Raw genomic sequence first — 13,093 nt, 5'->3', positions numbered from 1 at the left:
ACATTACTTGTATGATAAAAAGAAAGAAAATTCAAAAATGAATAATCTATTCATTTTTGAATTCGCTGCTAGGATAGGTAATTCACTTAAATTTTCAAAGTAAAAGCTTAGCGTTATTCAGTTATGAATAATATTCAGGCGGGATTAGGAGGTTATTATGAAAAAGGGGAAATGGAATGAGGCGGAAGCGATTTTAGATTCGCTTCAAGATGACATCGTCGTGACAGATCGACATGGAATCATTATGAAGGTGAGTGATACGACAGGATCCATATATGGGGTAAAATCCGACGTCCTGATTGGAAGATCGGTTTATGAACTGGAAAGAGAAGGTTTGTTTACACCTTTAGCGACCCCTCTTGTATTAGAAGAGAAAAGGAAAGTGACATTTGTCCAAACGACTGACAAAGGGAAAAGATTGCTCGTGACTGGAGTTCCTGTATTCAATGAAACAGGAGAAATCTACAAGGTCGTTAGTTACTCTCATGACATTACCGAACTGATGGAAATGAAGAATTATATGGAGAGCTTGGAGGGCGAAATGGCACGTGTGAAAAGTGAATTGGAAATCCTGAGAAATCGCTTCACTCATCCAGGTGGCATCATCGCCAAAAGCAGCAAAATGGAGCAGGTCTTGAAGACTTCCATACAAGTCGCTTCAGTAGATGCGAATGTTCTGTTGTTAGGTGACTCCGGTGTGGGAAAATCCATGCTCGCGAACTTCATCCACCAAAAAAGCCATCGGAAAACCGGTCCTTTTATTGAAGTGAATTGCGGATCAATACCTGAGCAACTTTTTGAAGCAGAGTTTTTCGGTTATGAGGGAGGGGCGTTTACCGGTGCAAATCGGAAAGGCAAGCTAGGGATGGTTGAACTAGCGGAAGGCGGTACCCTTTTCCTTGATGAAGTCGGGGAATTGCCGATGGAGCAGCAAGTGAAGGTGTTGAAGCTGATTCAAGAGAAACAATTTTATCGAGTGGGAGGGACAAAGCCTCGAAAGGTCAATTTCCGTCTGATTGCTGCTACAAACAAGGATTTATTGAAAGCTGTGCATGAAAGGATATTCCGGAAAGACCTTTACTTCAGGCTGAATGTCGTTCCGATCACGATTCCGTCATTACATGAACGACAGGAGGATATTTTGCCTCTTATCAACCACTTTCTGGATCGTTTTTCAGAAAAATATAACCTCAAACGGACGATCGATGCTCAAGCGATGAACCTTCTCATTCATCATGAGTGGGACGGTAATGTCCGGGAGTTGATGAACATTATTGAAAGGCTTGTCGTTACATCTGGTTCGACGGTCATTACCCAGGAGCACCTCCCACAATCCATCCAGCGCGTGAATGAACCGTATGACTCTCAAGGTAAAGGAACCTTAAATGTGATTCTGAATGAAGTAGAAGAATCCATATTAAGAAAAGCAAGGAAGCGTTATCGCACGACGACTCAGATAGCCGAAGCACTCGGAATCAGTCAGCCTACAGTTGTAAGAAAATTAAAAAAATACGATATAAAATGATAGTTTGGCACGAAACTTGCATTTCTTACTAGCAAAACCGACATCAACTTATATTGAAAAGGAGTGATTTTGTTGGAAGCAGAAAAACGAGAAATGGAGTTAGAGAATCAGTCAACTTTAACGATTTCTGAAAGTCGCAGTATCACAGCAACCTCTTTCTTGAAGTTCGTCATTCCGTCACTACTTGGAATTTTTCTTTTCCTCGTTCCTGTAACGTTTCAAGGGAAAATGACGATTGGAGTGGGCATACTCGCAGAATCCGTAAATGGATGGTTCGCTGGATACATACCACAATTCATGACAATCATTTTCGGTCTATCCGTGTTTCTTGTTCTATATGCAAAAACGGTCAAGCCACTATGGCTATCGACGAGTTCCTTTTTGGGCGATCTGTTTGATATCCACCCATTTTGGCTGACGATGAGAATCATAGGCTTCATTTTTGCGATCATGACGTTATTCAAATGGGGTCCTGAGTGGGTTTGGTCTGAGGTGACAGGCGGCACAGTCCTTTATGCGCTTGTTCCCGTACTAGCAACATGGTTTTTATTTGCCGGGCTTTTAATGCCATTATTGCTTGAGTTCGGATTGATGGAATTCATCGGGACCATGGTTCAAAGGGTGATGAAGCCATTGTTCAAACTGCCAGGACGATCGTCAATCGATGCAGTTGCATCATGGATGGGAAGCGGTACGGTAGGGGTCCTCATAACGACAAAGCAATATGAAGAAGGCTATTATACGAAACGAGAAGCTGCAGTCGTAGCAACCACCTTTTCGATAACGTCAATCGCTTTCAGCCTGGTCGTTATCAGTTTCATCGGATTGGACCATATGTTCGTTCCCTTTTATCTAACCGTAGTCGTTGCGGGGCTTGTTGCAGCAATCGTTTGTCCACGAATACCACCGTTATCAAAAAAGAAGGATACCTATTATGAGCCGGTAGGGAAGCAAATTGCCGAGACGGTGCCGAATGAAACGTCTCGCCTTAAATGGAGCATCTATCAGGGGACTGAAAAAGCTCGACAAGTCAGAGATATCCGAGTGGTAGTCCGAAAAGGACTCGAAAATGTACTCGATATTTGGTTCAGTCTTATCCCGCTTGTCATGGCACTTGGAACGTTATCGCTCATCATTGCAGAGTTTACACCGTTCTTTTCATATTTATCCTATCCATTAATTCCTTTACTTGAATGGATGCAGATTCCTGAAGCTGCGGAAGCTGCCCCTGCAATGATTGTCGGTTTTGCGGATATGTTTTTGCCAGCTGTGTTGGGCAGTGGAATTGAAAGTGAACTTACCCGCTTTGTCATTGCGGCAGTTTCGCTCACTCAACTCATTTACATGTCTGAAATCGGCATCCTATTAATCAAATCGAAAATACCGATTACGTTCTTGGAATTGGTCATCATCTTCATCCAACGGACATTGATTACATTACCGATCATTGTCCTTATGGCACACCTGTTGTTCTTTTAAGGAAAGCAAGTGTTGAGAATATCACGTAATGGAGGAATTTATAAATGACAGCATATGATTGGAAGCACCGATTCGATAAAATGCCGGACTTGTTAGCCCCCTCTATGGCAAAGGATCATCCGAACCTTCCGGTTGTGAAAGAGGAAGGCTGCTATTATTACGGAGTGGATGGGAAAAGATATTTGGATTTCACCTCGGGGATCGCTGTAACAAATACGGGTCATCGTCATCCGAAAGTCATCCAAGCGATCAAGGAGGCTGCCGACTCTCTCATCCATGGGCCGTCTGGTGTCATCATGTATGATTCCATTCTGAAATTAGCTGAAGAGCTAGGCACGATCCTTCCTGAAGACCTGGATTGCTTCTTTTTTGCAAACAGTGGTACAGAAGCGATTGAAGGAGCAATCAAGCTGGCGAAGCATGTGACAGAACGACCATTCGTCATCTCATTTACCGGTTGTTTCCATGGAAGGTCTATGGGGGCTTTGAATGTGACGACCTCTAAAAGTAAATACCGTAAATTCCTTAATCCGTCAGGGAGCTATCAAATTCCATACGTGGATATGACGGAATGTCCTGCTGATGTCGAAGATCCTGAAAGCTTTGTTATATCGAAGTTGGAGAAAGATTTTGAAAAGCTCTTCAAACATCAAGTTTCACCGGAAGAAGTTGCATGTGTCATACTTGAACCCGTCTTAGGTGAAGGTGGTTACATCATCCCGCCTTCAGGATGGCTTCAGAAGATCCGTGAGATTTGTGATGCGCATGACATCCTGCTCATATTCGATGAGGTTCAGACAGGATTCGGCCGCACAGGCGATTGGTTCGCAGCACAAACCTTCGGTGTCGTGCCGGATATCATGGCAATCGCAAAGGGGATAGCCTCAGGGCTTCCGTTGAGTGCTACGGTCGCATCAAAAGAGTTGATGAAAAAATGGCCTCTAGGCAGCCATGGGACCACATTCGGGGGTAACCCGATTGCGTGTTCAGCAGCACTGGCTACAATAGGCGTGCTGAAAGAGGAAAATCTTGTTGCGAACGCGAATGAGATCGGAAAATATACAATGGATAAATTGACTGATCTAAAAAGAAAGCACAGAGACATCATTTCGGATATTCGAGGAATCGGTTTAATGATCGGTATTGAAATTATGGATCCGATCACGAACGAACCTAGTGGCGAGGCGCTGCTCAAAATTTTGGATTATGCGCTGGAAAAGGGTGTCCTCTTTTACCTGTGCGGGAATGAGGGGAATGTCATCCGTATGGTGCCGCCTCTGATCGTAACCAAGGATCAGATCGACGAAGGCCTGGAAATGCTTGATCAAGCCATCTTGATGTATAAAGAAGAAAGAGAACAAGCGGTAGTTGGACTCTAATTTATAGCCGTCCTTATTTGAAGTGGAATTAAATAACAGTGACCTACCTACAACTTTGTTTCGCTCTCGAAATTTTATTTATGTTTGAAATTGTAGTTCGTCCCAAAAAGGTTTAGAATTGAAGGGATGTAGGTATTTAATCGTGTAGGAGGTCACTGTCATGCAAAGAAATGAAAAATTACATTCGTTTCTTCTTGATAAAGCGCGTCAGCTTACGGAAGAATGGTATGAATCATTAGATAAAAGCGATCCGGTCGGTGTTTATGCCTCGAGGGATCCTGAAGTTATTGAAACGTTGAAGCAACAAAATTATGATTTCCACTTGAATCTGATCCGCATCTTCAATGAAGAAGAGACCGAATTTTTCAAGGAGTTCGAGGAGTGGGTTGTGAGTGTCGCAAGAGATGAAGAACATTTGCAAACACCGACTCATTTTGTGATGCGTGAATTCATACGTGTTAGAAAACAATATCTTGCATTAATTGATGAGTTTGTCTCCTTGCATCCAGGTGAATTTTCAACTGATCAAATCGCGTTATGGAAAGAAATGATTGTGAAAGAATTCGATATCGCGATGGTACGGTTCACGGAAGAAAAGAATAATTATTTGAACAATCAGTTGAATGCTCAAAAAGCGATGATCAACGAATTAAGCTCACCTGTCATCGATCTTTCGAATAAAAAGGGATTATTACCATTAGTAGGGGATATTGATACCCATCGGGCCAAGACAATCCTTGAAAATACGTTAGAGCAGTGTGCGGATCGAAATATTGAACATCTTTACATTGATCTATCAGGGGTTTTTGTGGTGGATACGATGGTGGCCCATGAGCTCTTTCAATTGATAAAGGCATTGAAGCTGCTTGGAATCTCGACAACATTATCCGGCATCCGTCCGGAAATCGCCCAGACTGCGGTACAATTGGGTATTGAATTTGATGAAGTCACAACAACATCCAAGCTTGCGATTGCTTTGACAGACTGAAAAGCATGATTAGGAAACAAGACCACGTAGAAACATCGTTTCGAACGGGTCTTGTTTTTATTTCCAGATTAAAGCGTCGAGTAAAGCCGTTTTTTAACCACCGTTATTAGCAAGAATTGTTATATTGCTATCGTACCATTCTTAAGCCAAAGCCTTTCCCTGCGAACGTTTATTCGGTAAAATGGAAAGTAGAATGGAGTGAACGGTATGAGATTCAGAAAGAATTTGAATGAGATTCTGAAAGTGATGAATCAGGACGATACAATCGCTTCCAATATCGCACATTGGAAGACGATACCTGAAAAACAGGGGAAATCTGTGGAGATTCCTGAGGATGTGCATCCGAATATAAAACAGGCATTAGAAAAGAGAGGGATTCAATCCCTTTATACCCATCAATATTCGGCTTATGAATCGGCGAGAGCAAAAAAGAGCTTTGTAGCTGTCACCCCGACAGCTTCTGGGAAGACGCTCTGCTATAACCTGCCTGTCATTCAGGAGGTTGCTGAGAACAAAAACAGCCGAGCACTGTATTTGTTCCCGACAAAAGCGCTCGCTCAGGATCAGAAAAGTGAATTGAATGAATTGATCGATGAAATCGGGATGGATATCAAAAGTTATACATATGACGGTGATACGCCTTCCAACATCAGGCAGGTGATCCGCAAGGCGGGGCATGTGGTCATGACAAACCCGGATATGCTCCATTCTGCCATTTTGCCTCATCATACGAAATGGGTTTCATTGTTTGAAAACCTGAAATATATCGTTATTGATGAACTGCATACCTATCGGGGCGTATTCGGCAGTCATGTCGCCAATGTCATTCGACGTTTGAAACGGATTTGTGCCTATTATGGTAGTCATCCAACTTTTATTTGTACGTCTGCCACGATTGCGAATCCTAAGGAATTAGCAGAAAAACTGACAGGTGATTCCGTACAACTTATCGATAATAATGGGGCACCAGTTGGACGGAAGCACTTCGTTTTTTACAATCCTCCTATCGTGAACAAGCCGCTCAATATTCGTAGGAGTGCGACACTTGAATCGAAGAAGCTCGCCTCTTTGTTTTTAGAGAATGAGGTCCAGACGATTGTGTTTGCGAGAAGCCGGGTTCGCGTTGAAATTTTGTTGACCTATCTGCAGGAATTGATCCAGCGGAAGATCGGAAACAAGTCTATCCGTGGCTATCGAGGCGGTTATCTACCGAAGCAGAGGCGTGAAATTGAACAAGGACTGAGAATCGGGGAGGTCATGGGCGTTGTGAGTACCAACGCTCTCGAGCTTGGTGTTGATATCGGACAGCTTCAAGTCTGTATCATGAATGGTTATCCAGGTACGATCGCAAGCACCTGGCAACAAGGCGGGCGCGCAGGCAGGAGGCAGGATGAGTCGGTTGTCATCCTTGTTGCAAGCTCCTCTCCCCTCGATCAATACATCATACAGAACCCTGACTATTTCTTTAACAGGAATCCTGAAACGGCAAGAATTAATCCTGACAACCTTTTGATTCTGGTCGATCACCTCAAGTGTGCCGCATATGAGCTTCCATTCAAAGCAGGTGAAACATTTGACGGGGTTGAAATTGATGAGATCATGTATTTTTTGACCGAGGAAGGCGTCTTACACGAACAAGGAAACAGATGGTATTGGATGAATGAATCGTTCCCGGCACATAACATCAGTCTCCGATCAGCTTCGCAAGAAAACGTCGTCATCATCGATCAGACAGATGTGGCGAATGTGCAGGTGATCGGAGAGATGGATCGGTTCAGTTCAATGACGCTTCTGCATGAAGAAGCGATCTATCTTCATCAAGGCATCCAATACCAGGTAGAAAAACTTGACTATGAAGAAAAGAAAGCCTTTGTCCGTGAAGTGGATGTCGACTATTACACGGATGCGAACCTCGCAGTTTCCTTGAAGGTGCTGGAGGAGGATAAGTCGAAAACGTATCCGATGATGGATGTCGCCTTCGGTGATGTGACCGTTAATGCGATGGCGACAATCTTTAAAAAAATCAAATTCGGCACACATGATAACATCGGTTCAGGACCGATCACACTGCCGGAAGAAGAGCTCCATACCTCTGCCACTTGGATCAGTTTTCCTGAAGAGATGGTCAAGGAATTATCAGAGCAGGAGCTTGAAGAAGGGCTTGTCGGCTTATCCAATGTCATGAGACATGTTGCACCCTTGTTCGTCATGTGTGATGTGAGTGATTTACATGTCGTTCCACAATTAAAGGCTTCTCATTCTCAAAAGCCGACGATTTTCTTTTATGATCGTTACCCAGGTGGAATCGGGCTAAGTGAATATGTATTTGAGCATATTACTGACATTCTTCACGAAGCGGAAAAGGTTATCCGCTTATGTCCATGTGAGCGCGGTTGTCCATCCTGTATTGGGAATGAAATGCAGCATACCGATATTAAAGGCTTAGCTTTGCGTTTCTTGATGGAAGGAAGGAGTGATTCGGCATATGTCACTTCAGAATAAATTGAACCGGTTCAAGAAGCAGCTCACTCACGTCGGTTCAGAGGGCAGACTAATTCAACAGGACGAACAGAATAACATGGAAATTGAAAACAAAGAAAACCCTTGGAGCAGGCTGGAGGCGACCAGGACTGATTTTGAGGATCAACACTGCATCATCCGGGAACGTCAATTCGATCGTTCCAAAAAGATTGGGCCTTATCGAGTAGACGATTTGTATAACGTCGTCGACAAATGGCATGAATGGAAGGGAGCGCATCCTTTGTCCGCATCAGGGCGTTCCCCTTCAGACCTGTTGTTCTTCGATACGGAGACGACGGGTCTAGGGACAGGGGCAGGCAATACGATTTTCATGCTCGGAGTAGGAAAAGTCCTCGATCATACAATTCAAGTCCGACAATATTTCCTTCCTGGTCCTGGTCATGAAGTCGCCCTTTATCATCACTTTTTGACGGATGTCCAAGATATGAGCAATCTGGTCACATATAACGGTAAAGCTTTTGATTGGCCGCAAGTGAAAACACGTCATACGTTTGTACGCGATATGGTTCCAAAGCTGCCGCCTTTCGGTCATTTCGACCTTTTACATGCCTCAAGAAGGGTATGGAAGAAATCATATGAATCCTTAAGGCTTTCCGTGGTTGAGGAAGAGCTGTTACAAATCGAGCGACACGAAGATACCCCTGGTTATCTTGCACCGATGCTTTACTTTGAATATTTGAGAGAGAAGGATCCGGAAGTGTTAAAAGGGGTGTTTGAACATAACGAACAGGATATTCTTACTTTGATGGCCCTGTACATTCACCTCTCTTATATCTTAATGGATACGGATTATTCCTCGTTGACGGTGACGGAACGGTTTGAAGTGGCGAAATGGTTTGAGAGTCTTGGTGACCATCCGGAAGCTTTGTCCAGATTCGAGCAGTTAGAAGATACCTCCTATTCCTTTCAGGCTAAGAAGGCGATCGCTGATCTTCATAAGAAAGCCAAAAACATGGAAATGGCTGTTGATTATTGGACGGCTGCTTTGAAGGAAAAGGACGATGCGGAAATCTATATCGAGCTTGCGAAGGTTTTTGAACACCGGCACAAAGATTTTGAACAAGCTCTGTATTTCGCTGAAAAAGGCTATCAAGCATGGAAGGAGACGAGCCGCATTCTTCGTAAGGACGAAAAGAAGGACCGGGTGGCTTATCAAAAAAGGATTGAACGTTTGGAAGGGAAAATCAGTTGATTTTTTGAGGAAATAATGAGATTCAATATTCCCCGGGTAAGCGCAAAAAGTGATTCTTTTCGTGCTATACCGGGCTTTTTTGTGTTGTTTTTAACGTAAAAGGGATTCGGAACACTCAATGATTGTCGAAAACTGCCTAAAAAGGACTATATGTAAAAGGATCTAGGTAGGTTTAGAACGAAATGAACGTATGGAACCAACAGGGACAAAGCCCTTAGGTGCTTGACCATTTTCAGGAGATATCTGTGAAAGAAGGCGATTGTCTCAGACAAGTCTCATCGAATTCTCATACAGTAATACAAACGTAAGAAATACTACTAAAAGGAGAATCTTTGAGATGCATTATAAAAAACCTCAGATGATGTGTCCGGTGGTTCATCCACCAAAAAAGTGTGTCAAGCATTTTTGTCATTATAAGGTCGTGCCTCACATCCATCCGGTAATTGAAGAACACGTCCACCATAACATCTATGAACACAAGCATATGCAGAAGCATTGTACAAAGTCTTGTTGTAAAACCCACCACAAGCATTGTATGGTCCCACCTAAATGTGGATGCCAGCATGGCGGAGGCTATGACGGTGGTCACGGTGGCTATGGTGGGTATGGCCAAGGCCCTGGTCCAGGCTGGGGATGGTAAGATAGTATATACGAACCGTTCCCAATCGGTTCATTTGGCTGTCGAAAAAGTTTCGACAGCTTTTTTTATGCTGATCAACTGCAAATTGAAAAACGGTTAATGAATTTAACAAAGCGTCGGTTTTCAACAAATTTTGAAGTTGAATTTATGATACACTAGGATAGAGTCCGAAAGTGCAGAAGGTGGAGCTGTCTTACAGTAATTCAGCGATAAGGCAATCTTCCTCCTGAGAGGAGACTTCACATGATTAAAGTTATAGCCGTAACAGGGTATAAAGCACATGAACTAGGCATATTTTCGAATAAGCACGAAGCGGTACCTTACATAAAGGGTGTGATGAAGAACCGTCTTACCCAACTGATTGAAGAGGGGCTGGAATGGGTTGTCATTTCCGGGCAGCCTGGTGTCGAGTTATGGACCGGAGATGCTGTTCTAGAATTGAAAGAGCACTATCCTGTAATTCGTTTAGCAGTCCTGCTGCCTTTTGAGGATCAAGAAAGCAGATGGAAAGAACCGACACAGGAATATTTCCATCAAATCATCAATCAGGCAGATTTTGTAGAGACCGTTTCAAAACGTCCATATGAGAACCCTGGTCAATTCCAGGCGTGTAACCGATTCATCATTGAAAAGACCGATGCTATGCTTGTGTTCTATGATCCTGAACAGTCGGGATCGCCTGAATATTATTTGAATACGGCGCACAAATATCAAGAGTACGGTAACGAATACCCTATACTATCCATTTCTTTTCTTGACGTGAATGATTACATTGAAGAATTGAAATCAAATGAAACAGATTGGGCAACCTAATCAACAGATGAATAATTTTATAAAATTGGTATAATGTTGGATAGGATGTCAGTCGATGATATGCAATTTTAGAATGCTATGACGGGGTGGCGATAATAATGGATAATAAGAGAATCAATTTGACTACTAAAGAAATTTTGGAAAAGGATTTCAAGGTGAGCTTCCGTGGCTATGACCAGGATGAAGTCGATCAATTCCTTGATGTCATCATTAAGGACTATGAGCAATTCCATAAAGAAATCGATCGATTGAACGAGGAGAATGTTAAGCTTCGAAAGGAAGTACAACGTTCCGGAGAACAGACCAAAACGCAAGGGAACGGAGCAGGGATCACTAATTACGATATCCTGAAAAGGCTATCCAATCTTGAAAAACACGTATTCGGAAGTAAACTGTACGATTGATCTGGATATTATTTACATTGAAAAGCTGAAGAAGGTTCTGTATAATGGAATTTGACTCAGTGGTCATATCGCTTGGGTAATCGCTGTACTTCCTAGAGAAGTATAGAGGAAAGTCCATGCTCGCACAGTCTGTGATGACTGTAGTGTTCGTGCCTAATGAATTCATAAGTTAGGGTACTCTGGTTTTGGACTGGAGTAACGGCAGGGAAAACACCTACGTCGATCCGATAGGGTGTGAATACCTTGAAAGTGCCACAGTGACGAAGTCCTTCAGGAAACTGGAGGAGTGGAACGAGGTAAACCCCGCGAGCGAGAAACCCAAATTTTGGTAGGGGAGTCTTCTCGGAGGAATTGAACGAAGAGAAGGGCGGATGTTGAATCACATCCGGAGATAGATGATTACCGCCCACGTACGAGAAGCTTTTGCTTTGCATGAGTACTGGGAACAGAACATGGCTTACAAAGCGGATGACCGAAAGCCCATTTAACAGGGCTTTTTTTATTTTGTCTGATACGCTCTCTCATTTCTTACATAGTGGTGTTGAATCTCTTCATGAAAGGATTGAGAGCGTATCTTGTTTTACACATCTTGCTTCTCTTTGAAGCATTTTTCACCCATTCGGGTATAATGGAAACGAGCACAAAACAGATGGGAGTCTATAACTAATGAAACCGATTACCTTGATTGCGACGGCAGCAATGGGTTTGGAATCGATTGTCGCGAATGAAGTAAAGGCACTTGGATATGAACGAGTAAGCGTAGAGAACGGGAAGATCATCGTAGAAGCAGATGAACGGGCCATTCCGAGGCTTAATCTATGGCTCCGTACAGCAGATCGTATCAAATTGAAAGTGGGCTCATTCAAGGCGCTTTCCTTTGAGGAGCTTTTCGAAAAGACGAAAGCACTTCCGTGGGGGGATTTCCTGCCGGAGGATGCCGAGTTCCCGGTCATCGGACGTTCTGTTAAATCAAAGCTGTTCAGTGTATCAGACTGTCAAGCTATTGTGAAGAAAGCAATCGTTGAAAACATGAAAGAAACGTATGGCGTAAAAGGATGGTTACCTGAGAACGGTGCGTTTTACCGTGTAGAGGTCGCTTTACATAAAGATATCGCAACGTTGACGATCGATACGAGTGGCGAAGGACTCCACAAACGGGGATATCGTTATTTGCATAATGAAGCGCCGTTGAAAGAAACGCTTGCAGCAGCGTTGATTCAGTTGACGAATTGGCGTCCGGATCGACCTTTCTTCGACCCGTTTTGTGGTTCAGGTACGATACCGATTGAGGCTGCAATGATTGCCAAGAATATCGCGCCAGGCCTTAACAGGGAATTCGCTTCAGAAAATTGGACATGGCTTGATAAGAAATTATGGTATCAAGCTGTGGAGGAAGCACATGATTTGGCTGATTTTGACAAGCCTGTCGAAATCATGGGAGCAGATATCGACCATAAGATGATCGAACTGTCAGAAAACAATGCGAATGAAGCTGGCCTAGAAGGTGATATTTCCTTCAAGCAGATGCAAATGAAGGATTTCCGTACAAAACAACAGTATGGATATGTCGTTGGAAATCCGCCTTATGGAGAACGGTTGAATGAAAGGGATTATGTCGAGAAGCTATACAGTGAGCTGGGACAAGTGTTCGGGGCTCTGGATACTTGGTCACTTTATATCCTTACCTCACACGAAGGCTTCGAATCCTTATACGGAAAGAAAGCATCCAAGAAAAGAAAGCTCTATAATGGCGATTTGAAGTGTCATTATTATCAATACTTCGGCAAAAAACCGACAAGAAAGCATGTTGAGGTTTAACACGTAACGAAACCACCCATACTAGAGAGAGAAAGGGTGGTAAATCGATGTATGAACGTTATTCAGATATCGAACGTGTGACGAAAGCGATGCAAGCACTACAACAGATCGATGCCAAACACCAGTGCTATTCCACCTCTTGCGAAAGCATCCAGCATCAATTGAACGAGGCGATCGCATTTGAGGCAGGGCATCATCCCGACATGAGCCGATATTCGAAATTACATCATCTTCAATAAACGTTGGTGTCTGAGTCTCCTAAAAGAGAATACAGGCACCTTTTTTCTTTAAATTTCACGTACCGTACATAAAAA

The 13,093-nt window shown here is 43.3% G+C and carries 11 protein-coding genes and 1 other RNA gene; all 12 read left to right on the top strand.

Translation table 11 applies throughout. The features are described from left to right. The first annotated feature begins 157 nt into the window (after positions 1 to 157). The 12 genes from V1497_RS10560 (at position 158) to V1497_RS10505 (ending at position 13,018) form a co-directional block, all read left to right on the top strand. Positions 158 to 1,525, top strand: coding sequence for a sigma-54 interaction domain-containing protein (locus tag V1497_RS10560; protein ID WP_349407521.1), 1,368 nt, complete (start codon positions 158 to 160; stop codon positions 1,523 to 1,525). Between the two features lie 93 nt (positions 1,526 to 1,618). Further along, the gene (locus V1497_RS10555; RefSeq protein ID WP_349410795.1) at positions 1,619 to 3,004 is read left to right on the top strand and encodes a YjiH family protein; all 1,386 of its coding nucleotides are present in this window, start codon (positions 1,619 to 1,621) and stop codon (positions 3,002 to 3,004) included. Between the two features lie 44 nt (positions 3,005 to 3,048). Next, entirely contained in the window at positions 3,049 to 4,383 is a 1,335-nt protein-coding gene (locus V1497_RS10550) for an aspartate aminotransferase family protein (RefSeq protein ID WP_349407520.1), read from the top strand. Between the two features lie 160 nt (positions 4,384 to 4,543). Next, positions 4,544 to 5,371, top strand: a complete 828-nt coding sequence (locus tag V1497_RS10545) for an STAS domain-containing protein (protein ID WP_349407519.1) — start codon at positions 4,544 to 4,546, stop codon at positions 5,369 to 5,371. Positions 5,372 to 5,578: 207 nt separating this feature from the next. Beyond that, on the top strand, positions 5,579 to 7,873 hold the full coding sequence (locus V1497_RS10540) for a DEAD/DEAH box helicase (RefSeq protein ID WP_349407518.1): 2,295 nt from the start codon (positions 5,579 to 5,581) through the stop codon (positions 7,871 to 7,873). Then, the gene (locus V1497_RS10535; RefSeq protein ID WP_349407517.1) at positions 7,857 to 9,104 is read left to right on the top strand and encodes a ribonuclease H-like domain-containing protein; all 1,248 of its coding nucleotides are present in this window, start codon (positions 7,857 to 7,859) and stop codon (positions 9,102 to 9,104) included. Before V1497_RS10540 ends, V1497_RS10535 begins: the two co-directional genes overlap by 17 nt. A gap of 337 nt (positions 9,105 to 9,441) precedes the next feature. Continuing rightward, a complete protein-coding gene (locus V1497_RS10530; protein WP_349407516.1) occupies positions 9,442 to 9,744 on the top strand; it encodes a CotD family spore coat protein in 303 nt (100 codons plus the stop codon). Positions 9,745 to 9,987: 243 nt separating this feature from the next. Further along, a complete protein-coding gene (locus V1497_RS10525) occupies positions 9,988 to 10,557 on the top strand; it encodes a DUF1273 domain-containing protein (protein ID WP_349407515.1) in 570 nt (189 codons plus the stop codon). 98 nt (positions 10,558 to 10,655) lie between these two features. Next, a complete protein-coding gene (gene gpsB, locus V1497_RS10520) occupies positions 10,656 to 10,961 on the top strand; it encodes a cell division regulator GpsB (RefSeq protein ID WP_349407514.1) in 306 nt (101 codons plus the stop codon). 68 nt (positions 10,962 to 11,029) lie between these two features. Next, an RNA gene (gene rnpB / locus V1497_RS10515) (RNase P RNA component class B) lies at positions 11,030 to 11,426 on the top strand. A 201-nt stretch (positions 11,427 to 11,627) separates the two neighbouring features. Next, positions 11,628 to 12,779, top strand: a complete 1,152-nt coding sequence (locus V1497_RS10510; RefSeq protein ID WP_349407513.1) for a class I SAM-dependent RNA methyltransferase — start codon at positions 11,628 to 11,630, stop codon at positions 12,777 to 12,779. 47 nt (positions 12,780 to 12,826) lie between these two features. Beyond that, a complete protein-coding gene (locus tag V1497_RS10505) occupies positions 12,827 to 13,018 on the top strand; it encodes a hypothetical protein (RefSeq protein WP_349407512.1) in 192 nt (63 codons plus the stop codon). Positions 13,019 to 13,093 lie beyond the last annotated feature (75 nt).

The organism is Pseudalkalibacillus sp. SCS-8, from assembly GCF_040126055.1.
Taxonomy (GTDB): Bacteria; Bacillota; Bacilli; order Bacillales; family Fictibacillaceae; genus Pseudalkalibacillus; species Pseudalkalibacillus nanhaiensis.
Note: the sequence above shows the minus strand (reverse complement) of the source record. Positions and strands in the feature narration are given on the sequence as shown.